We start from the raw sequence: 24,123 nt of genomic DNA on the forward strand, positions 1-24,123 counted from the left end.
ATATATCCTTCAGCTATCCCGCAACGTCCTCTAAGCTCCTTTAACACATAGGTAAACATGGAGAGTCATTTATGAAGCTTTTTAAGACCTTTTCAGCGTTGTGTATCGCCATCATTATGGCTATGGCGGTATCAGCTTGTGCGCCAACCGCGAAATCAGAAGGCACAGGGGGGTATCTGGACGATACGGTAGTGACGACGAAAGTGAAGGCTGCATTATTGGGCGAGAAAAATCTGAAATCGACAGAAATTAATGTTGAAACGTTTAAAGGCCGTGTTCAGCTAAGTGGCTTTGTGAGTTCAAGCCAGGATGCGAATCGGGCCGTACAGCTCACCCGCTCGATACCGGGTGTAAAATCCGTCAGTAATCAAATGCAAATTAAGTAAAAAACAGAAGGAGGCGCATAACAACGCCTCCTTACTGCCCGCCTAACTGATTTAAACTCATTAGCGCTGCAGGTCGGCAATCCCAATGAGCTTATTCCTGTCAGTGAGCGTAGCTAACTCGCTACAGCTTCAAGTACGCAGGGTAATTAAAAACGATAACCCGCGCCAAACATAAATACCCATGGGTCCAAACGGGTATTGATGCTGTGCTCTTCGCCTGCCAAATTAAATTTCACGTCGGATTCAATGTTCATCCACCAGACTGACATGTTCAGCATCCAGTTTTCACTGACCATATAATCCAAGCCAGCCTGCCCTGCAACACCCCATGAATCTTTAACACTTAAATTCGTCAGACCGGCATCTGAGCCTGTCGCATTGAATTTTTCGTCAAAGAACTTGGTGTAGTTCAGACCGATACCCAGGTACGGGCGCAATTTATCTTGTTTATCACGGAAATAGTACTGCGCCATTAACGTTGGCGGCAGTTGTTTAACATCCGCAATCGTCCCAATCCCTGCCAGCCCCACTTTATGGTTGAATGGCGTTGCCGCCAGCAGTTCAACACCGATATTGTCGGTAATCAGATAGCTGAAGGTCAGCCCCAACTGGGTATTGTTATCGACTTTGAAGGAACCGTTACCTAACACATCATCAGACCCGGCATTAGGTCTGACAGTTGCCGTCCCTGCTCGGAAAATATAATCGCCAGCTTCATGTGCACTTGCTGCTGTAGGTGCTAATGAGGCCACGGCGAGCAGTGCCAAAGTGATTTTTTTCATTATCCATTCCATTTGTAGGTATATTTACGGTGATGAATATACCTACAAATGAGTATTCATGATCTAATCGAGATCACATCTTTTATATCTTTTTAAACAAATCCTACTTTATGTATGGTTATTTAATTTATTAAAAACATTGAAATTGATCTGAGTCATAAAAGCTGAATTATCACTCATCATGCTTACTACCGTTGTAGATAGTTTAACGGTAACTTGGACACTGGGCAGTGCCTATCGATGTCAAAAACATCGTGCTTTAGAAGCCCTCTAGGGATAATCGAGCCAAACTGGTGGTTTGCCTTACTAGACAACCGGCCAATTAGAAATAAGTAGTAAAATTAATATGTGCATTAGTTAATCAATTCATGAGGGTGGATACCGCCATGTAGGCATAACTTCGGGGAAATAAGATTGGAAGAAACCTGTTGCAGGCCAATGACAGGATCCCACAACGCCCATAACAAGGTATAATCATCCGCTAAGCACTATTCTTTCGATCCCAAGGAGTTTTCATGCCTATCACGGCTAACACTTTATACCGTGACAGTTTTAACTTTTTACGTAATCAGATAGCAGCGATCCTGCTGCTGGCCCTACTGACTGCGTTTATTACCGTCATGCTGAATCAGGCATTTATTCCTGCTCCAGAACAACTAAGTATTTTAAGTATTCCGGAGAATGATATTACGTCATCGGGAAATCTTAGCATCAGTGAGATCGTGTCACAGATGACACCCGAGCAGCAGATGGTGCTATTGCGGGTATCGGCAGTGGCCACGTTCTCAGCACTGGTGGGTAATGTATTATTAGTCGGTGGGATGTTAACTCTGATTGCAATGGTTTCTCAGGGCCGCAGGGTCAGTGCATTACAGGCAATAGGTCTCTCTGTGCCCATCTTACCCCGCTTACTGGCATTGATGTTTATCAGCACATTGGTCATTCAACTCGGGTTAACATTCTTCATCGTGCCAGGCGTAGCTATCGCGGTTGCGCTTTCATTGTCGCCAATCATCGTCACCAATGAGAGAGTGAGAATTTTTGCTGCAATGAAAGCCAGTGCTCAATTGGCATTTGCCAATGTGCGGTTGATTGTGCCAGCCATGATGTTATGGATAGCCGTAAAACTTCTTCTATTATTCTTAATTAGCCGCTTTACTTTACTTCCCCCAACGATTGCTACCATCGTTTTAAGTACGTTAAGTAATTTGGCTTCTGCATTGCTGCTGGTCTATTTATTCCGCCTGTATATGCTGTTACGGCCAGTTTCACTGGATAAACAGTAATCAGAGATAAATGATAAGTTCTGCCATAGTTTGACGTTGCATCATTCAAAAACGCCTGATGTATTGCATCAGGCGTTCAAACTGTAAAATAGAGCGATATCTGTCAACCTATCTCAGGTTCCAATCCCGTTTCTGACTCGTGTTCCTGTTTCTCTGCTACCCGCCGTTTACTCTGAATCAACTTAAGCGCCAGATATAAATCCGGGACCAATACCAAATCATCATCATGGCTTTTCAGGCGATTAATACGGAACCAACGGGTTAATTCTGTCCGTCGCCCCGCTAATATCAGTTTAATATTCCGCTGCTTAAGGTCACGTTTAAGTTCATCAATGGCGGCCAATACACTGATATCAGCATAGGTGAAACTGGCAACAGCATCAATAACGACCCAGTCAGCAGGATGTGGTGTGCTATCCACCAAATTCAGGATGCGTCGCTTAAAATAAGCGACATTAAAATAGGTCAGTGGCGAATTAAAACGGTAAATCATTACCCCAGGAACGGCTTTAATACCATTACCGTTACCCATGGAATGGATCATGCCATCAGCGTTAACGCCCAACAGTTGCTCTGTCGGCCGGAATACGGTCCGCAAAAATTGCAGCAGCCCTAACAATACCGCCAGGCCGATCCCGCTGATAACACCAACCAAAACCACACTAACAAATGTAAAAATAGCCAGATAGAAAGCTTGAGTATTACGTTTACGCAGTTGCCACAAACTTTTGAAGCTCAGTAACGACCAGGCAGCGTAAATCAACACTACCCCCAATGCCGCAATGGGAATAAATTGCAGCGGGCGGGTCAAAAACAACAGGACCATCGCGATCACCAAAGCCGCAATGATAGAAACCAACTGGCTTTTACCATTGTTAGCATCATTCACCGCCGTGCGTGTACTGGCACCACTAATAGCAAAACCTTGTGATAAAGCTGAAACAATATTCGTTATGCCCAGTGCACGAAGTTCAACATCAGCATCAACGTCATAACCATTTTTCGCTGCAAAACTACGGGCCGTGAGCATCATACTGACAAAACTGACCACTGCGAGGTTAAGGGCTGGGATGACCATATCGCGTAATAGGCCGGGTTGAAAATCAGGCCAATTTACTATGGGTAACCCCCCCTCAAAACCGCCAACAACATCAACACCAAATTGCTGCATGTTAGCAGCCCAGGAGACAAAGGTCGCGATGACAATCGCCAGCAAGGGTGCGGGCCAATTGGGTCTCAACCATTTGACCCCATATAACACCACGAAGGTCAATAAGGCGATGGCAACCGTGGGCAAATGGCTGTTAACCATATTATAGGGGAGCGCTAATACTCGCTCAATGAGCTGTGGAGGGCGAGTCATAAAGCCAAAAACCTTACCTAATTGATCGACAATTATCGTGATCGCCACACCATTCAGTAAACCGGTTAGTATAGGCCTCGATAATAAATCCGCCAACGCTCCCAGCTTAAAGCGGCTGGCTACCAGACACCATGACCCCATCATCAACGTCATCATGATGGTTAATTGCCAATGAACCTCGCTATTACCCGCCGCCAATGGGGCTACCACAGCGGCAATCACTGCACAGGTTGCGGCATCCGGCCCAACAATTAATTGCCGCGATGAGCCAAAAAACGCATAGGCTATCATCGGTAAAATACAGGAATACAACCCGACTGCGGCGCTAACGCCCGTCAACTCGGCATAAGCAATGGCGATAGGTAATGCAACTGCGGCTACTGATAACCCCGCTCGGAGGTCAGGCTTTATCCAATCACGCTCATAGGCCATTAATTGGGTCAAACCCGGCATCCAATACCGAAGGGATTTTTTCTGCATATATATTCCACCAAGCCTCAACCCAACATTTACCTTTCATCATGCTGGGTTAGTTCATCACTGGCAATATACAAACCGTGTTCCTTACTGATTTTTCGTAAGTTTCTGCAAATTCTGCCGACAAGGCGAGCATTCAGATTGATTATTAACGATAATAGGCTTTTACTACGGATACCCTGCCCCTACTGAATCAGGTATATTAGGGCGGTATACAAATGATGGATTGATTCATGAAGCAGCTTTTAGATTTTCTCCCATTAGTCGTGTTCTTTATTTTTTATAAGATGTACGACATTTTTGTCGCTTCCGGGGCACTAATTGTTGCCACCTTGGTAGCTCTGGCCTTTACCTGGCTGAAATATCGCAAAGTCGAAAAAATGACGCTGGTCACTGCAGCGATGGTACTGGTGTTCGGCACATTAACGCTCGCATTCCACAGTGACTTATTTATTAAATGGAAAGTGACTGTTTTATATGTGCTGTTTGCTTTAGCTTTATTAGTCAGTCAATGGGTGATGAATAAACCCTTGATTCAACGAATGTTGGGTAAGGAACTAACCTTACCGGATAAGGTTTGGTCGACACTGAATCTGTCGTGGGCCATTTTCTTTCTGGTCTGCGGGCTACTGAATATTTATGTCGCGTTTTGGTTGCCTCAGGATATTTGGGTCAACTTTAAAGTTTTCGGCTTAACCGCTCTGACACTGATATTTACGTTGATCAGTGGCGTTTATATTTATCGTCATATGCCGGAAGAGCAGAAGAAGTCTAAATAAACGTTATTTTGATGCCCACTGAACGTTCAGTGGGCCGTCCTTAATAAGTGGATTAACTTTCAAAAGCAGACAGAAATGACTCAGGAACAACGACTATCTGGCGGTGAACTCTCATTACCTAACGGTGAGTTAGTACTTCGCACTCTGGCAATGCCAGCAGACACCAACGCCAACGGAGACATATTTGGCGGTTGGTTGATGTCTCAAATGGATATTGGTGGCGCTATCCAAGCAAAAGAAATTGCACAGGGCCGCGTTGTTACAGTTCGTGTTGATGGCATGACGTTTCTTAAGCCTGTTGCTGTTGGCGACGTTGTTTGCTGCTATGCACGCTGTATTAAAACCGGGCGCAGCTCTATCACCATTAACATTGAAGTATGGGTAAAAAAGGTTTCTTCTGAGCCAATCGGGCAACGTTATCGTGCTACTGAAGCGGTATTCACCTATGTGGCGGTTGATGATGCAGGCAAATCCCGTGCATTACCGAGCGGTAAAGGCAATTTCGAAGTAGGTGCCACTCAATAATTAGTGTGAGAGAATTAATCAAGACAAGAAAGGCCGCAAAGCGGCCTGAAGTTGGTGGCAACCTTATTTAATTCATTTCCATTTTGCCATCGAGCTTGAACACAATGGTAGTCACATAGTTTTTAGCAGCAACCGCTTCAAAACGCCATTTACGCATGACCTGTTTTACTTCACGCTCAAAAGTATTACGTGGTGTCGCTTCTAACACTCTGACATTCGCCACACGCCCGTTCTCATCAATGTCATACTGTACTTTAACCTGCCCTTCAATCCCTAAAGCCAATGCCCGAGCCGGATAAGAGGGCTTAGCCTTACTTAATGCCTTTGGCCCCGCGGATGTTGATAAACCAGGTGTTGAGGCAACGGGTGCTGATTTTACCGGTGCATTGTTCGCAACCAGCGCAGCCTCATCAGATTTAAACGGTTTGTCATCCGGAGGTGCTTGCGTCTTCTTCACTTCCGGCCTCTTAACTTCTTTCTTCACTTCTTTCTTAACAGGCTTCGGTTTGGGTTTCACGGGTTCAGGAATAGGCACCGTAACAGGCTCTGGCAGCTCTTTTGGTTCCGGAGGTGTATCTTCAGTCTCTGCTGGAGTTTCTTCAACCGGCTCTGGCGCGGCAGCAACGGGTTGTGGTGCAGAAAATGGCGCTATATTTATCATCGCTACAGCAAGAGGCGCATCCTCAATTTCAGGTTGAATTTTCATTTGCTCTACGGAAACGTATAGCAGTGCCGCAACAACACTCCCGTGTAACCCTATTGAAAAAACGAGTGACCATGTTAACCGTCGATCTGAGAAAAATTTTATTAGCTGCATAATGATTTAATGTCCTCTGATGCAGCCAAGTTTAAATGCAAATAGCAATCATGTTCAATGAGGAACAACAAACATTCTCATTAAATAGCGCTAAATGACGTTTTAATCCACAATCTCGCCGTGGCAGCACTTTATATTTACTCTTAGAGATCATTTTATTCCATGATGGGTAGCTAAGTGGTAACAAGCATTAAGTGGTAGCAACCAGTGCTAGCTTTCCCATGGTTGTATTCGTGAGTGTAACATGCTGTTATGGAACACCATTACTAACCATCATCATTATGATTTTAAGGGTGAAAAATGTTTTACATCATATTTGCTACAGATGTAGCTGACTCATTGGAGAAGCGAATGTCTGTGCGCCCTGCGCATTTGGCTCACTTACAGGCTTTACAGGATCAAGGCCGTTTACTGACCGCTGGCCCTAACCCAGCCATCGACAGTGCCGATCCTGGTAACGCCGGCTTTACTGGCTCAACAGTGATTGCTGACTTTTCCTCACTGAGAGAAGCTGAAATATGGGCTGAACAAGATCCTTATGTTGCCGCAGGTGTTTACCAGTCGGTAATGATTAAACCCTTTAAACGGGTATTTTGAACCCAAAAGCCATTCTCCCTACGCGTGTAGCCAGCGGGTATCAACTCCGTGATATACGCGTTGCTATTTACAACCATAAATTTTACATATTAACCGCATTAATTTAACCACGCCTACACATAATTACCGAGAGTCATTGTCTAATTAAAGACAGTTTCTATATCGCACAAACTCAGGTCACGTTGATTTAATGCGGAGATAAAAGCTATGGAATGTCCGGTATGCAATAATACCCAGTTGGTGATGACTGAACGTAAAAGTATTGAGATAGACTATTGTCCAAATTGCCGTGGTGTTTGGTTAGATCACGGGAAGTTAGACAAACTCATTGAAAAATCGGTAGAAAACTCACCAGCAACCTCATTCTCTGATGAGAGAGAACATGGTAATCACGGATACTCAAAATCCAAGCACTACAGAAGAAAAGGGTTCTTATCTCGTTTTTTTGATTAGTCTTATTAAACAGCCCACGGCTGTAGATACCAGATATAATAATACACCTAAAGTTAGGCGTATTATTATTAGTATTCTTTGTTAATTAATCACGATAGAAAAATTCAGCATAACGCTACCCTTTGTAGTGTTTCAGCCAATGCTCTTCGCAAGCCTCAACGGCTTTCTCCAAGATATGTGCTGGTGATTTTAATATCATATGATCTTTTCTGACCCAAACTGGATAGGTGTGTTTACCCGCAGCAATGACTTGTTCAGAATAAATAGCCGCGTGGTAAATCAATTCTGACTCTTCACAATAAATTTCATACTTATAGAGAGCAGCGCTGACTTTCAAGTCCCCAAAAAATACTGTTTTAGCTAATTTATACTGAGACATAAACTATAGCCTTTGCGATAATCGGTATCACATCATCTGCTAATCAGCATGATATAACTGTGATATTCACTGCAAATTAATGTACCCAGCATACAAAAACTGGATTTTATCAACCTTATATTCAACCAGCTAATTCATAGATATAAAAGTAAACCCTCCGCTATCTGCATGAAATGAACCATGAGAAATATCTCTCATAAAATATTTAAAAGTAAAACGATTTGTATATTTTCAGGGAAAGACTCAAAACAAAAACAGCCTCATAGAGACTGCCTTATTACAATAATAGGGTATTACCACTCGTAAGCTACGGTGAATAACAACGCCCTACGATGCTGATGCTCGTGGAGTTGTCTGACACAATAAATATGGCGGTAACGCCGTGATTGGCCTTCAAGCCAGCGGGTTTTACGCCGTTGATTTTGTCGCAGCATACGCCAGCGACCAACTTCATTTCTACTCCGTCTCATGAAACTATTCTTCCAAAGCCGAGAACCCATCCATTATAAGCTTTTCAACCTCAGCGCCAAGTCGTAAGTGGTAAAATATCGCCCCAGATTAAAAGCCCCTACACGCACTCAAAACTGTAAGTAATTATCTATTTATCATTTTATCGAGAGTTGCAAGTCCTTTTAGATGAAAAGATTTTATACATCAATATAATCGATTAAAGGTTTCCCCTTCTCAATACTGTGCGTACACTCTTTAGTGACCGTTTGTGAACAGGATTTACGCCCTTATGACGACATTTTATACCGTAATCAGTTGGCTTTCCGTTTTTGGCTACTGGTTACTCATTGCCGGGGTAACATTGCGTATTCTGATGAAACGCAGGGCCGTTCCTTCGGCTATGGCTTGGTTACTGATTATCTATATTCTGCCGTTGGTGGGAATAATTGCTTACCTTTCATTCGGTGAATTGCATTTGGGTAAGCGACGTGCTGAACGAGCCAAAGCCATGTGGCCATCGACCGCTCGCTGGCTGAGTGAACTCAAGGAATGCCAACATATCTTTGCCAGCTCCAATAGCGAAGTTGCCACCCCTCTGTTTCAATTATGCGAACGACGTCAAGGAATAAACGGTGTTAAAGGGAATCAACTACAACTATTAACAACAAGCGATGACACGCTAAAAGCGCTAGTACGAGATATTGAACTCGCCTGCCACAATATAGAAATGGTGTTTTATATCTGGCAACCTGGTGGTCTGGTCGATCAGGTGGCTGAATCATTGATGGCTGCGGCTCGACGCGGCGTTCATTGCCGGCTGTTGCTGGATTCAGCGGGTAGCAAGCAATTTTTCCGTAGCCCTTACCCCGCAATGATGCGTAATGCAGGTATTGAGGTAGTTGAGGCACTTAAAGTTAATGTATTTCGTATGTTCTTGCGCCGAATGGATCTGCGCCAACACCGGAAAATCGTGTTAATTGACAACTACGTTGCTTATACCGGCAGTATGAACATGGTAGACCCCCGGTTCTTCAAACAAGATGCAGGGGTTGGTCAGTGGATTGATATGATGGCACGTATGGAAGGCCCGGTAGCCACAACCATAGGTATTGTTTATGCCTGTGACTGGGAAATTGAAACAGGTAAACGTATTTTACCCCCGCCCCCCGACGCGCATATTATGCCGTTCGAAGAAGAGACTGGTCATACTATTCAAGTCATCGCTTCCGGCCCTGGCTTCCCGGAAGAAATGATCCATCAGGCATTATTAACAGCTGTGTATGCCGCACGTGAACAGTTAATTATGACCACGCCATATTTTGTACCCAGTGATGACTTATTACACGCCATCTGTACCGCAGCACAACGCGGGGTTGATGTCAGTATTATTGTCCCGCGGGATAATGATTCGATGATGGTTCGCTGGGCCAGCCGAGCATTCTTCACCGAATTGCTGAATGCAGGCGTTAAAATTTATCAGTTTGAAGGCGGCCTATTACACAGTAAAAGTGTTCTGGTCGATGGGCAGCTAAGTTTAGTCGGCACCGTTAATCTGGATATGCGCAGTTTGTGGCTGAACTTTGAAATCACACTGGTGATTGATGATGATGGCTTTGGGGCTGATTTAGCACAAGTTCAGGATGATTATATCGCCCGCTCTGCCTTATTGGATGGTGAGCTGTGGAACAAGCGCCCTCTTTGGCATCGAGTAACCGAGCGGTTATTCTATTTTTTCAGCCCATTACTGTAAAAAACCGAAGAGTTCATGACCACGACATTGTAGATTATCTGAATGAGTGGTATTGGGCAGGATAATAATTGTAAAAACCATAGCGAGAATGTTTTAATTAGCACAATCCGCAAATGATGAATGGGAATCTGCACATGGACCAGACTACACAAGAGCCAAGCTCGATGGATCTCAATAACCGCCTCACTGAAGATGAAACACTGGAACAGGCATACGATATTTTTCTGGAACTTGCCGGGGATAATCTCGATCCAGCAGATCTTCTATTGTTTAATCTTCAGTTTGAAGAGCGTGGTGGTGCTGAGTTGTTTGATCCGGCGGAAGATTGGCAGGAGCATGTCGATTTTGATATAAATCCTGACTTTTTCGCTGAAGTTGTTATCGGTTTAGCAGACAGCGATGGTGAGGAAATTAACGATATTTTTGCCCGAGTGCTGCTGTGCCGAGAGAAAGATCACAAGCTTTGTCATATATTATGGAAAGAATAAAGTCATCGAAAAATAAATTCATCAAAGAATAAAGAGTTAACCATTGCCCCGCTGTTCAATCGCGGGGCAATGCATTTAAATTATCCTTATCAAGAACACGAATGAAATACAGGAACGTTCTATATTTTTAACAGTACCAGATCTATACCTAAGTTACTTCGAGATGCCTGTAGGCAGCAACCGAGCCAATATCCAGGATTAAGTGACTGGGGTGAGCAAGGGCAGTCCCCTTGCATCTTGAAGGACGACAGGTATATACGACATTAGACGCTCTTATTAGGATATACTGGGAACTTACCATTAGTTTCCGCAACCATCTTTCAACTCACCGTGCTCGATTAAGTCTTTAAAAATTGAGAATATATTTAGCCCTGGGGTCGCATACTTCACTACTGTCGCGGCTGTTCTATCACAATTTTCCTTAAAATCTTTTTCCTCATACTCGCCTCGCTCATTAATCGCAAAAGCAGAGGCTGAAAGTAAAAATAATGATGGAAGTAAAATTAATTTTTTCATATCCTATTCCTTGAATGAAATATTACAATATATAAATTAATTACAGTAGGGTTTAAAGAGCCATTTAATTAAATGACAAAATCACATTAACTTAATATGTTTCATCTCGTCAACAGAACTAATGAAAATAAATAGATTTATAAAACCCATCAGCTAATTAATTGCATTTTAATTAAATTAAAATAAATTATACGATAAAATTTAAATGTTAATTTAAGTTTTTAATGGTTAAATTAAGGAGTATATATCTCAAATAATTCGAGTTGCAGGAAGGTAGCAACAGAGTCAGTCCCCAAGAGTTTATTTATTTTAAGATCAACAACAAGTCAGTGACTGGGGTGTCAACTGTTATGGACACTTAGTGCCGAACGCTCCCTGCAGCGGCAAGCCCCATGGACGGGCAGAGTAACGAAAGCAGCCAACACACATGTAGCTTGAAGTATGACGGGAATATACAATAGATTTCAACACGTAGGAATCAGCAAATAGATAAGTATTTCGTATTATATTCTTGACTACGTCTGCCGTGAACGATGCAGACGTAATCACAGAAAATCACTAAATTACAGTGGATCAACTTTAAGGCACGAAACCGCGTGGCGGAAACTCCCTTCTAACAAAGGACGTGTTTTCGCACATTCCGTACCGGCAATTGGGCAACGGGTGCGGAATACACAGCCTGAGGGGGGGTCAATCGGTGAAGGCAATTCTCCTTCAAGCAACTGAATGACTTTTACTCTTTCTTTATCTGGATCTGGAATCGGAACCGCAGACATCAATGCTTTTGTATAGGGGTGTTGCGGGTTATGGTAAACCTCATCATAGGTCCCCAACTCCACCGCGTGACCTAGGTACATCACCAATACCCGATCAGAAATATGCTTTACCACCGCTAAATCATGGGCAATAAAAATAAGTGACAACCCCATCTCACGCTGCAATTGCTGCAATAAATTCACGACTTGAGCTTGAATTGAGACGTCAAGGGCAGAGACAGGCTCATCGCAGATCACCAGTTTAGGTTCGAGGATCAATGCGCGGGCAATACCAATACGCTGACACTGCCCTCCTGAAAATTCATGAGGATAGCGGTTGATTAAGTTAGGCAGTAACCCTACTTTAAGCATCATTGCTTTAACTTTATTTTTTACTTCCTGGCGTGAAATTTTTGGATGATAAGTGCGTAACGGCTCAGCAATGATTTCACCGATGGTCATTCGTGGGTTTAATGACGCTAATGGATCCTGAAATATCATCTGGATATCGCTACGGGTAGCACGCCAGTCTGCATCACTCATATTGAGCAAGTCTTTCCCAAGCCAGGCAACGCTCCCACCGGTGGCTTTCACCAACCCAATGATAGCTCGGGCAAATGTTGATTTGCCACAACCTGACTCCCCAACAACCCCCAGCGTTTCACCCTCATATAAACGCAATGTGACACCATCGACAGCTTTTAATGTCTTTGAAGGCTGCCAGAACCATTGTTTTCCATCTTGAATGTTAAAGTACACCTTCAAATCAACCACTTCTAACAATACTTTCTTCTCTGTCATGGCATTCATACTAACTCCCCTACCGGCTTATAACAGGCGCGTAAGCGGCCTTCACCAAAATGCTCCAACTCAGGTGCCGTTGAACAACGATCCATGGCATATTGGCAACGGGGCTGGAATGGACACCCTTTGGGCAAGCGAAGTAAATTGGGTGGATTACCCGGTATGGTTATCAGAGATTCGCCTTCAGCATCAAGACGAGGAACGGCATTCAATAAACCTATAGAATAGGGGTGGCTTGGATGATAAAAAATATCGCGTGCTTGGCCGTACTCCATTGTTCGGCCCGCATACATTACTAAGACTTTATCACAAATCCCTGCAACGACCCCCAAGTCATGGGTGATCATGATAATTGCAGTGTTGAACTCTCTTTTAAGTTCATTTAGCAATGTCATGATTTGAGCCTGAACAGTAACATCTAATGCCGTTGTCGGTTCGTCAGCAATCAATAATTTAGGGCGGCACAGCAGTGCCATCGCGATCATGACCCGCTGCCGCATCCCCCCAGAAAACTCATGTGGATACATGCGCATCCGTTTACGTGCTTCGGGCATTTTTACTGCATCAAGCATGCGGATGGACTCTTCAAATGCTTCGCTTTTACTCATTTTCTTATGTAATTTCAGTACTTCCATTAACTGCTCGCCCACTCGCATATAAGGGTTCAGCGACGTCATTGGGTCTTGGAAAATCATAGCGATCTCTTCGGCCCGCAAACGATTCAATTGTTTTTCTGGCAGATTAAGAATTTCACGGCCATTAAATTTCGCAGAACCACCTATCCGACCATTACTGGCCAACAGCCCCATCAAAGCGAAGGCGGTCTGCGATTTTCCTGAACCAGATTCGCCTACAATACCAAGTGTCTCACCCGCCCACAGGCCAAAATTAAGTGCGTTAACAGCGGTCACATCACCATCTGGTGTACCGAAGGTCACCGTCAGATCTTTAACATCCAACAATACAGAGGAGTGAACAGTAGAGTGATTATTGATAGTCGTCATAGCGCTACTCCTCAGCGATCTTTCGGATCGAGGGCATCTCGTAAGCCATCGCCGATAAAGTTAAAACAAAACAATGTCACTACCAGGAAACCAGCAGGGAACATCAGTAACCACGGTGAGACCTCCATTGAATTGGCTCCATCACTCAACAGTGCTCCCCAACTACTCAGTGGTTCTTGTGTTCCTAATCCAAGGAAACTCAAAAAAGACTCGAATAGGATCATACTTGGTACCAATAAAGAGGCGTATACCACAACGACCCCAAGGACATTCGGCACAATATGGCGCAAGACGATATTGCGGGTTGAGACCCCGCCAACCAGGGCGGCTTCAATAAATTCTTTCCGTTTCAAGCTTAATGTTTGCCCACGAACAATACGTGCCATATCCAGCCACGAGACCATACCTATAGCGACAAAGATCAATAAAATATTCTGGCCGAAGAAGGTCACCAGTAGAATAACGAAGAACATAAAAGGGAAGGAGTTAAGAATCTCAAGCAAACGCATCATCAGCGAATCTATTTTTCCGCCGAGATAACCGGACAAAGAACCGTATAAGGTGCCGACAACCACGGCAACCAATGCGGCAGCGACGCCAACCATCAATGAAATTCGCCCCCCAATAGCAACCCGTACCAGTAAATCACGGCCAGATGAATCGGTGCCAAAATAGTGACCAGACTCAATATCGGGAGCGGCCGACATCATGCCCCAATCCGTATCCGCATATGTAAACTGCGCGAGCATTGGGGCCAAAATAACAAATAAGGTAATTAACATCAGGATCACCAAACTGGTGATCGCCGCACGGTTATGTACAAAGCGACGGCGGGCATCCTGCCAAAGACTGCGCCCTTCCACTTCCAGCTTTTCACTGAAAACGTCCAGAGCTTCGCTATTTTTCTTGCTCAACATAATTGGCGTGCTCCAGTACTAGTAACGGATTTTTGGATCGATAACGGCATACAACACGTCAACAATCGCATTAAATAAAATAGTTAAAGCACCGACTAAAATAGTCAAACTCAAGACCAATGAGTAATCGCGGTTTAATGCTCCGTTGACAAATAACTGGCCAATACCCGGTAAGCCAAAAATAGTTTCAATAACCATCGACCCCGTAATAATGCCAACAAAAGCTGGCCCCATATAGGAAAGAACCGGTAACAACGCTGGCTTTAATGCATGGCGCAATACAATGGTACGCAGTGGTAACCCCTTCGCACGTGCAGTTCGAATAAAATTGGAGTGCAGAACTTCAATCATTGACCCGCGGGTAATACGCGCAATACTGGCGATATAGGCTAATGACAGCGCAACCATAGGTAAAATGATATATTTTGGTGCGCCACCATTCCAGCCACCACCAGGGAGCCATTTCAATATAATGGCGAAAACTAGCACTAATAAAGGAGCAACCACAAAGCTGGGTATGACGACTCCAGTCATCGCAAATCCCATCACCGTATAGTCCCACTTCGTATTTTGGTTCAGCGCTGCAATCACACCAGCACTGACACCTAATATTACCGCTAACATAAATGCGGCAAATCCCAGTTTTGCTGAGACGGGAAACGATGATGAAACCAAATCGTTCACGGTGTAATCTTTATATTTAAACGACGGGCCGAGGTCACCTTTTGCAAGTTGCCCCAAGTAATTGAAATACTGTTTATAAATAGGATCATTGAGGTGATACTTCGCCTCAATATTAGCCATAACTTCTGGAGGAAGGTTACGCTCACCAGTAAATGGGCTTCCGGGGGCGAGCCGCATCATAAAGAATGAGATGGTAATCAAAATAAATAGCGTCGGAATTGCTTCCAGACAACGACGTAGAATAAACTTTAACATTGCCTATACCTTTAGCCTTTAACTACGACTTTATATTATTAATGCAATAAGGGCAGCCACCAACTTAGCACCTGCCTTTCATACATTACTGCTTGATAATATAAAGATCTTTAACGTGCATATTATCCAGTGGATCCTTACCTGTGTAGCCACCAACATAAGGTTTCACTAAACGCGCATTCACGTAATAGAAAACTGGCACAATGGCAGAATCTTTATCCAACTGGATTTCCGCTTGTTGATACAAATCAGCACGCTCTTTTTCCGATTTCACTTTCAACGTGTCTTCTATCAGCTTGTCAAATACCGGACTTTTATAATGGAGGGTGTTGTTGCTACTGTTAGACAGCATCACATTTAGGAAGGAAGATGGCTCATTATAATCAGCACACCAAGCGGCACGGGCAACATCATAAGTCCCCTGATGACGGCTATCCAGGAACGTTTTCCACTCTTGGTTTTCCAGCTTAACGTCTACACCCAGATTTTTCTTCCAAATAGAGGCGGCAGCAATGGCTAATTTTTTATGTAAATCGGAGGTGTTATATAATAGGCTAAACTTCAGTGGATTGTCTTTAGTATACCCAGCTTCAGCCAACAGTTTTTTCGCTACTTCATTACGTTTTTCTTGTGTCCAGCTAAACCACTCTGGCGGCGTCAACTCCGCGCCACTGGTATATGGTGGGGTGAAACCATAAGCGGGTAAATCACCCTGATTTTTAACTTTATTTACGATGATATCGCGGTCCATACCCAATTTCAGCGCTTCACGTACACGAGCATCCGTAAAGGGGGCTTTTTGATTGTTAATTTCGTAGTAATAAGTACACAGATAGGGATCAACATGGACTTGATCTGGAATTTCTTTTTTCAGTTTTTGGAATAATTCGATTGGCATGTTGTTATACGTCATGTCAATTTCGCCGCTGCGATAGCGGTTAACATCCGTCACTTCAGAAGAAATTGGCAAATAAGTCACCTGATTGATGACTGTTTTCGCATTATCCCAATACGTAGAACTGCTCTCTAATACGATACGTTCGTTAACAATCCAATCTTTTAGCTTATAAGCACCATTCCCTACAAAGTTTTGTGGTTGGGTCCATTTTTCACCAAATTTCTCGACCACTGTTTTATTCACCGGTGACATTGACGGGTGAGCTAACAGCTTATCTAAATAAGGAACAGGCTCAGACAATGTCACTTCCAGCGTATGATCATCCAATGCTTTTACACCCAACGTGTCAGGTGCTGCTTTCCCGGCAATAATGTCATCGATATTAGTGAGATGAGCGTATTGCAAATAGCTTGCATAAGGAGAGACCGTTTTAGGGTCAGCAAGACGTTGCCAACTGTAAACAAAATCCTGTGCCGTTACAGGGTCACCATTTGACCATTTGGCATCTTTACGAATATTAAACGTCCAGACTTTAAAGTCTTTATTATCCCAACTCTCTGCGGCTCCCGGCACAATATTGCCATTAGGGTCATTAATCACCAGCCCTTCAAGTAGATCACGTGAAATATTGGATTCTGGTACCCCTTCAATTTTATGCGGATCCAGCGATTGAGGCTCGGATCCATTATTACGAACTAACACTTGCTTATCAGCCAGTTGTACGCCCGCGGGCACATTGGCAGCAAAAGTATTTCCCGCAGCCATCATGCTCATTGCAACGGCTATAGCAGTTGCAATGAAATTCTTCTTTGTGATGTTGGTCATATTTATATGTACTCCATTTTATTATGTATTGCCCAGTGACCGAGCAAACTCACCTTTAAACGATATTCTAAATTTGCGTTACCTGGGGAACGAACCCGGTAACGTAAAGCCCACATGTGGTGATATTTTGTCTGTAGCTATGGCCAATTAGCTATCAACGACATGCATTAACTATTCCAAAATGTATCAACTATCCAAAAATACATTAACTATTCTAAAATAATCACTACAGCTAGATTTCATAAAAATATAAGCGAACTTTTTCTTAAAAAAGTTGCCCGAATATTAGCAGAAGCTGAAATCTGGCGCCAATGGTTTTTACAAAAATGTTACGCAATTCTCTTTTTCGAGTAAGCGGCAGCAATATCACTCAACCTAAATAATGGCAAATAATTAACATAACGCATTGAATTTAATTGTTAAAATTTGTTTTATGAAAAATAAATAAACGAAGAAAGCCTCAATAGGGACCAAAGGAAACATAACATTAACATCCCTCCCATATACAGAACAAAAATCCACTCATTAAATGATAGTCACTAGTAACGTCTAAATATATTCCGAACAGCCTCATAGAATGATGTGAGCATTTTAACAACAACTTACGTACTAAATTTAATCGGGCAAGGAGAGTTGAGTTATTAAATGAAGAGAAACAGACAGTCAGATATATTAATCGTGCAAGATATCGATTAATGCATTATTAAAGTGCAATAGACTAATTTAAATGCATTATTTTCACTAAACTAATGCTTAAATGTAGAAATACAAAGCGGCAAAAAAGGATAAGGCCACCAAGAATAGTCCAGTGGCCTCGCGAAAAACCTGAATGGTGTGATTTAAAGTAATCCGGGGAAAATAGCTTTGATACCGGTGACAATAAACTCAATGCCCAATGCCATCAGCAATAACCCCATAATTCGTGTTATGACGTTAATACCTGTCTGCCCCAGCAGCCTAACAAGCAATGGAGCGGCACGAAACAGTAACCAACAACAGAAAGCAAACAGTGCTATAGCCGCAGTCAGCCCCAGTAAATTCTGCCAGCTATGATAACGGGAGCTCCAGACTATGGTAGAGCTGATTGCTCCTGGTCCAGCCATTAAAGGCAGTGCCAATGGGACAACACCAATACTCTCCCGAACCGCTGTTTCAGTTTTTTCCTGCTTGTTTTGCTTATCCTCGCCAAGCTTACCGCTGATCATCGACATCGCAATACTGACGACCAAAATTCCGCCAGCAATCCGGAATGAATCAATAGAAATACCAAAAATTGTCAGGATGGCATCACCAAGGAACAAAGAGATCCACAAAATGATGGCTACTGATAAGTTCGCCGTCAGATTCGTTTTATCTCGCCCAGCAGCGGCCTGATAGCTTGTCATACTAATAAAGACCGGCAATATGCCTACTGGGTTAACCAGTGCAAATAAGCCAACAAAAAACTTGATGTAACCTGAAAGGTCCAACAGTGATTGACTCACACGTCACTCCACAGAATTGCTAATAAAAACATCACCGATAACAGTGCATTATAACCAATGTACCAATACACTCTATCTTTGGTTGAACCCGAACTTTTGGTTAAGCCAGATTTCGTCGTCAAACCATAACGTTACTGTGGGCCATAGCGCACACCTATCACCTATCACCTATCACCTATCACCTATCACCTATCACCTATCACCTATCACCTATCACCTATCACCATAAAAATTGCTCTGAATTAAATAGAGAACAGCTATTAAGTAAAAATAAGTAAGAAATAGTTAACCGCGCGACTCACTGCCTCATCCCTACAGCCTTTTCCACTAAAAAATGCCGTATTGACGATGCCCAGCGAGGTCGCGCGTTAATGTAATAGAATTAGTCATAGGAATCTATTGAATAAACCAGCATTTATAATCAATTTATCCTATCAGGTTAAAATGGTTTTTTTGTTAATTAATGGTAATAGCAAGGTTATGTTAACGTCATCAAACATCACTTAACCACCAGTAATGATAGACATTCTCAATAAATGATTGCTGAATGGTGTCAGCTTGGTGTTTTTGTGATTTAAATCACGAAAATTATACCTAAGAATAGTTAAGCTCAGAGCCGTAATAAAGCATAGAACCACTAAAAAAGTGAGAGATTGAGGTTGAAATAAGTATTTTCTCCCTTATTTTACCCTAAGCAGACTAGGAGCTCTTTCAGTAAATCAGCCGTAAGAATGAGAAAGTAAGTTATAAAAACTATCTCTATTCGACCATACAGCACGCTATAGCCTGTCTATACTAGTTGCTTCAACGGCTCATTTATTAAAAGAGTTTAACATTATCAGGAGAGCATTATGGCTGTAACGAATGTCGCTGAACTTAACGAGCTAGTAGCACGCGTCAAGAAAGCCCAGCGCGAGTATGCCAACTTTTCGCAAGAGCAAGTTGATAAAATCTTCCGTGCTGCAGCATTAGCAGCTGCGGATGCCCGTATTCCGTTAGCCAAACTGGCTGTAACAGAATCTGGCATGGGTATTGTTGAAGACAAAGTGATCAAAAACCACTTTGCTTCTGAATATATTTACAATGCTTATAAAGATGAAAAAACCTGTGGTATTTTGTGCGAAGATAAGACCTTCGGTACTATCACCATCGCAGAACCTATTGGTCTGATCTGCGGTATCGTACCAACCACTAACCCGACGTCTACCGCTATTTTTAAAGCACTGATTAGCTTGAAGACACGTAACGGTATTATCTTCTCCCCGCATCCTCGTGCTAAAGACGCAACCAATAAAGCCGCAGATATCGTGCTTCAAGCCGCTATCGCAGCAGGTGCGCCAGCAGATATTATTGGTTGGATTGATGCACCAACAGTTGAATTGTCTAATCAACTGATGCACCACCCAGACATTAATCTTATTCTGGCAACCGGTGGGCCAGGTATGGTTAAAGCAGCATATAGCTCTGGTAAACCTGCCATCGGTGTAGGTGCGGGTAATACTCCGGTCGTCGTTGACGAAACTGCAGATATTAAGCGTGTTGTCGCATCTATTCTGATGTCTAAAACCTTTGATAACGGTGTCATATGCGCGTCAGAGCAGTCTATCATTGTTGTTGATTCGGTTTACGATGCTGTTCGCGAGCGTTTTGCTTCTCATGGTGGCTACCTGTTACAAGGTAAAGAGTTGAAAGCCGTTCAGGATATTATTCTGAAAAATGGCGGTCTAAACGCAGCCATTGTGGGACAGCCAGCACCTAAGATCGCTGAGATGGCTGGCATTAAAGTGCCAAGCAACACCAAGATCCTTATTGGTGAAGTTAAAGTTGTCGATGAATCAGAGCCATTCGCTCATGAAAAGCTGTCGCCTACTCTGGCAATGTATCGTGCGAAGAACTTTGAAGAAGCGGTTGAAAAAGCAGAGAAACTGGTGGAGATGGGCGGTATCGGTCATACCTCTTGCCTGTACACCGACCAAGATAACCAGACTGCACGCGTTAAGTATTTCGGCGATAAAATGAAGACCGCCCGAATTCTAATTAACACCCCTGCCTCTCAAGGTGGTATCGGTGACTTGTATAACTTCAAGCTGGCACCGTCTCTGACGCTGGGTTGTGGTTCTTGGGGTGGTAACTCCATCTCTGAAAACGTCGGTCCGAAACACTTGATCAACAAGAAAACTGTGGCTAAGCGAGCAGAAAACATGTTGTGGCATAAACTACCGAAATCTATTTACTTCCGTCGCGGCTCTCTGCCTATAGCGTTGGAAGAAGTGGCAACTGACGGTGCAAAACGTGCCTTCATCGTGACTGACCGCTACTTGTTCAACAACGGTTATGCAGACCAAGTCACCAGCGTACTGAAATCTCACGGTATCGAAACTGAAGTCTTCTTCGAAGTAGAAGCTGACCCTACCCTGAGTATCGTGCGTAAAGGTGCCGAGCAGATGAACTCCTTCAAGCCAGACGTTATTATTGCTCTGGGTGGTGGTTCACCGATGGATGCTGCAAAAATCATGTGGGTAATGTACGAACATCCTGAAACTCATTTCGAAGAACTGGCATTGCGTTTTATGGATATCCGTAAACGCATTTATAAGTTCCCGAAAATGGGTGTGAAAGCGAAATTGGTTGCTATTACAACCACATCAGGTACCGGTTCAGAAGTCACCCCGTTTGCCGTGGTTACCGATGACGCAACAGGCCAGAAATATCCATTGGCAGACTATGCATTGACTCCAGATATGGCAATTGTTGATGCCAACCTGGTTATGAATATGCCTAAGTCTCTGTGTGCCTTCGGTGGCTTGGATGCGGTGACACACGCACTGGAAGCTTATGTATCTGTACTGGCTAATGAATACTCTGACGGTCAGGCGCTGCAAGCACTGAAGCTGTTGAAAGAATTCTTGCCAGCCAGCTACAACGAAGGGGCGAAAAACCCAGTAGCTCGCGAACGTGTACATAATGCCGCAACGATTGCTGGTATCGCCTTTGCTAACGCCTTCTTGGGTGTCTGTCACTCTATGGCCCACAAACTGGGTTCTGAGTTCCATATCCCACACGGCTTGGCAAATGCTATGCTGATTTCTAACGTTATCCGCTACAACGCGAATGACAACCCAACAAAACAGACTGCATTCAGCCAATATGACCGCCCACAAGCGCGTCGTCGCTATGCAGAAGTTGCAGATCATTTGGGTCTGAGTGCACCGGGCGACCGTACTGCGCAAAAAATCCAAAAACTGCTGGCTTGGTTAGATGAAATCAAAGCTGAACTGGGTATCCCGGCATCGATTCGTGAAGCTGGTGTTCAGGAAGCTGACTTCTTAGCTAAAGTAGACAAATTGTCTGAAGATGCATTTGATGACCAGTGCACAGGTGCTAACCCACGCTACCCACTGATCTCTGAACTGAAACAGATCCTTATGGATACTTATTACGGTCGCGAATATGTCGAAGAGTTTGACCGTGAAGAAGCGGTTGCGGTGGCTTCTGCGCCTAAAGCTGAGAAAAAGACCAAAAAGTAATTGTTGTCTAAAGGTCTTACCCGCATTTTCGAATAGGGTAAGCAAAAGATGATATAATCCCCGATGAGCAACCGCTGATCGGGGGTTTTCTTTTACAGACCAATTAAACAAAATGGTACTTTCAGTGAGTTACAATTCCGAGTTGTTCAACACCCTATTCAACTTCTCACTCACTAACTGCCTATACCCGTCATACTTCAAGCTGCTGTGTGTTCGCTACATTCAATCACCCGAATCACTTACTGGTCATTAACTTTAAAATAAGTAAGCTCATCCTTGAGGCTCACCCTGCGGGCAGCATAAATGCTGTTCAAATTGGTTCCAGACCAATTTGTCTCTCACTTGCCGCGCCTTCCTGCAACTCAAATTATTTAGTGTATAGGCGTTACGATAATTATCTTGTGCAACTGAATACACAGAATTACTTGTAGGGTCAAATAGCTATATCATAAGACAATATTGCTGAATGAGTTGAATACGGAAGATATTGTAGGATTGAACTCGGTCACCCCATAATTAATCGCCCCCCACTCTGGCCCCATTTTATTGACAAAAAGTGAGAGAGGGAATGAGCGATTAGAGAGATAGCGTTACCCGAACACATTTAATACTGTCAGGGCGCCGTGAAATGCTTTGTAAGGCAATGAACTTGCGAAGAGCCCAATACCCCACAGCTCATATAATAAAGCCAGTGAGGTATTCTACTGCCACTAATTAGCGATTAGGGATACTACGAACAGCAGGCGGCTTTAATTGCTTCTTTATAATGGCGGCGGCAAACAGAAACATAGCTTTCATTGCCACCAATAACGACCTGTTCACCATTGTGTACCGCTCTCCCCTGTTCATCCAGACGAAGAACCATGTTTGCTTTGCGACCACAATGACAAATAGTTTTCAACTCCACTAATTTGTCAGCCCACGCCAGTAAATATTGACTACCGGGAAATAATTCGCCGAGGAAATCAGTACGTAGCCCATAGCAAAGAACCGGAATATGTAATTCATCAACAACCTGACAGAGTTCCTTGACCTGCACTTTAGTCAAAAATTGACATTCATCCAACAGAATACAATGAATAGGTGTGTCCTGATGCTCAGCGGCGATAATAGCCAACAATGATGTCTCGCTATTATAGAGCTGAGCCTGAGAAGAGAGACCAATGCGTGAACTTACCGTTCCGACACCAAAGCGGTTATCTATCTCAGCCGTAAACACCAAGGTGCGCATACCTCGTTCTTGGTAGTTATATGAGGACTGCAGAAGTGCTGTGGATTTCCCCGCGTTCATTGCAGAGTAATAAAAGTAAAGTTGAGCCATGGGCCCGTCACTCCAATGGTATAATAAATAGTCATATTGACAATATGTATTCAGTTTATCATAAACTCAGACTCTGCGTTGAACCCGTTACCAGGCTATATTACTGTTTTCTCTATTAAGTACAGGTATCACTAATGAAGCAAATTATGGATTTCAGTTGAAACATACCTTCGATTATTAAGTACTTTATATGAGCAATCTCACAATAATCAGATGATACATTCTCCGATTGAACATTAATCAAACGATAGATGAGCACCATAAATGGTGCTGGGTATGCAGACAGCTCCATTGGTTCAATAATGATACAGGTAATGTGTTTGCACGATTAATTTGAGAAATAGTGATAACAAATATTGGCAGATAGCACTAATACTCAATACAACACGTTTTTTTGACTTGCTATACTTTTCTTTACAACTATATCTCACTTTCCTGACGCTACCGGTTATTGTACATAACGATACAGAAACAGCCTATTTCTTGCTTTATTGATATAAAGTAAACTTATAAGCCAGTAAAAAAGTCATGTTTACATGTAGGGTCATTTTGTAAGTATCCCAGCTTTAGTTCCACACACTTTTTGAGATTTCCGGTTTCT

Annotated in this window: 22 protein-coding genes; 9 read left to right on the forward strand and 13 right to left on the reverse strand. The window is 43.3% G+C overall.

Features of this window, described 5'->3' with window-relative positions:
• Nucleotides 1–71 precede the first annotated feature (71 nt).
• Complete coding sequence (locus AC971_RS16085; protein WP_025383869.1) at nt 72–386, forward strand: BON domain-containing protein; 315 nt, start codon at nt 72–74, stop codon at nt 384–386.
• Nucleotides 387–532: 146 nt separating this feature from the next.
• On the opposite strand, the gene ompW is transcribed toward AC971_RS16085, so the two are convergent.
• On the reverse strand, nt 533–1,168 hold the full coding sequence (gene ompW / locus AC971_RS16090) for an outer membrane protein OmpW (RefSeq protein WP_025383868.1): 636 nt from the start codon (nt 1,166–1,168) through the stop codon (nt 533–535).
• A 515-nt stretch (nt 1,169–1,683) separates the two neighbouring features.
• On the opposite strand from ompW, the gene AC971_RS16095 reads away from it, so the two are divergent.
• Nucleotides 1,684–2,454: a YciC family protein gene (locus tag AC971_RS16095; RefSeq protein ID WP_025383867.1), complete on the forward strand. Its 771-nt coding sequence runs from the start codon at nt 1,684–1,686 to the stop codon at nt 2,452–2,454.
• Nucleotides 2,455–2,557: 103 nt separating this feature from the next.
• On the opposite strand, the gene AC971_RS16100 is transcribed toward AC971_RS16095, so the two are convergent.
• Nucleotides 2,558–4,297, reverse strand: a complete 1,740-nt coding sequence (locus AC971_RS16100) for a SulP family inorganic anion transporter (protein ID WP_025383866.1) — start codon at nt 4,295–4,297, stop codon at nt 2,558–2,560.
• Between the two features lie 230 nt (nt 4,298–4,527).
• Between AC971_RS16100 and AC971_RS16105 the strand changes: the two genes are divergently transcribed.
• Both AC971_RS16105 and yciA read left to right on the forward strand, forming a co-directional pair.
• A complete protein-coding gene (locus tag AC971_RS16105; protein WP_025383865.1) occupies nt 4,528–5,073 on the forward strand; it encodes a septation protein A in 546 nt (181 codons plus the stop codon).
• Nucleotides 5,074–5,148: 75 nt separating this feature from the next.
• Nucleotides 5,149–5,598, forward strand: a complete 450-nt coding sequence (yciA, locus tag AC971_RS16110) for an acyl-CoA thioester hydrolase YciA (protein WP_025383864.1) — start codon at nt 5,149–5,151, stop codon at nt 5,596–5,598.
• Between the two features lie 67 nt (nt 5,599–5,665).
• Here the strand turns inward: yciA and tonB are convergent, their stop codons facing one another.
• Entirely contained in the window at nt 5,666–6,415 is a 750-nt protein-coding gene (gene tonB, locus AC971_RS16115; RefSeq protein ID WP_038402251.1) for a TonB system transport protein TonB, read from the reverse strand.
• Between the two features lie 300 nt (nt 6,416–6,715).
• Between tonB and AC971_RS16120 the strand changes: the two genes are divergently transcribed.
• Nucleotides 6,716–7,012: a YciI family protein gene (locus AC971_RS16120; protein WP_025383862.1), complete on the forward strand. Its 297-nt coding sequence runs from the start codon at nt 6,716–6,718 to the stop codon at nt 7,010–7,012.
• A gap of 207 nt (nt 7,013–7,219) precedes the next feature.
• Nucleotides 7,220–7,465: a TFIIB-type zinc ribbon-containing protein gene (locus AC971_RS23275; RefSeq protein WP_071825509.1), complete on the forward strand. Its 246-nt coding sequence runs from the start codon at nt 7,220–7,222 to the stop codon at nt 7,463–7,465.
• A 115-nt stretch (nt 7,466–7,580) separates the two neighbouring features.
• Here the strand turns inward: AC971_RS23275 and AC971_RS16125 are convergent, their stop codons facing one another.
• Both AC971_RS16125 and AC971_RS23280 read right to left on the reverse strand, forming a co-directional pair.
• Nucleotides 7,581–7,844, reverse strand: coding sequence for a hypothetical protein (locus AC971_RS16125; RefSeq protein ID WP_002210644.1), 264 nt, complete (start codon nt 7,842–7,844; stop codon nt 7,581–7,583).
• Nucleotides 7,845–8,137: 293 nt separating this feature from the next.
• Nucleotides 8,138–8,314, reverse strand: a complete 177-nt coding sequence (locus tag AC971_RS23280) for a YciY family protein (RefSeq protein ID WP_002388651.1) — start codon at nt 8,312–8,314, stop codon at nt 8,138–8,140.
• A gap of 269 nt (nt 8,315–8,583) precedes the next feature.
• Here AC971_RS23280 and cls point away from each other — a divergent pair, with 269 nt between their 5' ends.
• Both cls and AC971_RS16135 read left to right on the forward strand, forming a co-directional pair.
• Complete coding sequence (gene cls, locus AC971_RS16130) at nt 8,584–10,044, forward strand: cardiolipin synthase (RefSeq protein ID WP_025383861.1); 1,461 nt, start codon at nt 8,584–8,586, stop codon at nt 10,042–10,044.
• A 164-nt stretch (nt 10,045–10,208) separates the two neighbouring features.
• Nucleotides 10,209–10,532, forward strand: coding sequence for an HI1450 family dsDNA-mimic protein (locus AC971_RS16135; protein WP_025383860.1), 324 nt, complete (start codon nt 10,209–10,211; stop codon nt 10,530–10,532).
• A gap of 300 nt (nt 10,533–10,832) precedes the next feature.
• On the opposite strand, the gene AC971_RS16140 is transcribed toward AC971_RS16135, so the two are convergent.
• The 7 genes from AC971_RS16140 to AC971_RS16170 all read right to left on the reverse strand — a co-directional run bounded on the left by AC971_RS16140 (nt 10,833) and on the right by AC971_RS16170 (nt 18,674).
• Nucleotides 10,833–11,048 (reverse strand): hypothetical protein, encoded by a 216-nt coding sequence (locus tag AC971_RS16140; protein WP_025383859.1) that lies wholly within the window; start codon nt 11,046–11,048, stop codon nt 10,833–10,835.
• Nucleotides 11,049–11,611: 563 nt separating this feature from the next.
• The gene (gene oppF, locus AC971_RS16145; RefSeq protein ID WP_025383858.1) at nt 11,612–12,613 is read right to left on the reverse strand and encodes a murein tripeptide/oligopeptide ABC transporter ATP binding protein OppF; all 1,002 of its coding nucleotides are present in this window, start codon (nt 12,611–12,613) and stop codon (nt 11,612–11,614) included.
• Complete coding sequence (gene oppD / locus AC971_RS16150) at nt 12,610–13,611, reverse strand: ABC transporter ATP-binding protein (RefSeq protein WP_025383857.1); 1,002 nt, start codon at nt 13,609–13,611, stop codon at nt 12,610–12,612. Before oppD ends, oppF begins: the two co-directional genes overlap by 4 nt.
• An 11-nt stretch (nt 13,612–13,622) precedes the next feature.
• Nucleotides 13,623–14,531 carry an oligopeptide ABC transporter permease OppC gene (gene oppC, locus AC971_RS16155; protein WP_025383856.1) on the reverse strand — a complete coding sequence of 303 codons (909 nt, stop codon included), beginning with the start codon at nt 14,529–14,531 and terminating at the stop codon, nt 13,623–13,625.
• 15 nt (nt 14,532–14,546) lie between these two features.
• Nucleotides 14,547–15,467 (reverse strand): oligopeptide ABC transporter permease OppB, encoded by a 921-nt coding sequence (gene oppB / locus AC971_RS16160; RefSeq protein ID WP_002210654.1) that lies wholly within the window; start codon nt 15,465–15,467, stop codon nt 14,547–14,549.
• Between the two features lie 85 nt (nt 15,468–15,552).
• The gene (gene oppA / locus AC971_RS16165) at nt 15,553–17,190 is read right to left on the reverse strand and encodes an oligopeptide ABC transporter substrate-binding protein OppA (protein ID WP_025383855.1); all 1,638 of its coding nucleotides are present in this window, start codon (nt 17,188–17,190) and stop codon (nt 15,553–15,555) included.
• Nucleotides 17,191–18,029: 839 nt separating this feature from the next.
• Entirely contained in the window at nt 18,030–18,674 is a 645-nt protein-coding gene (locus AC971_RS16170; protein WP_011192436.1) for a YchE family NAAT transporter, read from the reverse strand.
• 851 nt (nt 18,675–19,525) lie between these two features.
• Between AC971_RS16170 and adhE the strand changes: the two genes are divergently transcribed.
• Nucleotides 19,526–22,201, forward strand: coding sequence for a bifunctional acetaldehyde-CoA/alcohol dehydrogenase (adhE, locus tag AC971_RS16175; RefSeq protein WP_025383854.1), 2,676 nt, complete (start codon nt 19,526–19,528; stop codon nt 22,199–22,201).
• A gap of 730 nt (nt 22,202–22,931) precedes the next feature.
• Here adhE and AC971_RS16180 read toward each other — a convergent pair.
• The gene (locus tag AC971_RS16180) at nt 22,932–23,522 is read right to left on the reverse strand and encodes a thymidine kinase (protein WP_025383853.1); all 591 of its coding nucleotides are present in this window, start codon (nt 23,520–23,522) and stop codon (nt 22,932–22,934) included.
• Between the last annotated feature and the right edge of the window lie 601 nt (nt 23,523–24,123).

This window comes from Yersinia similis (assembly GCF_001053095.1).
GTDB lineage: Bacteria > Pseudomonadota > Gammaproteobacteria > Enterobacterales > Enterobacteriaceae > Yersinia > Yersinia similis.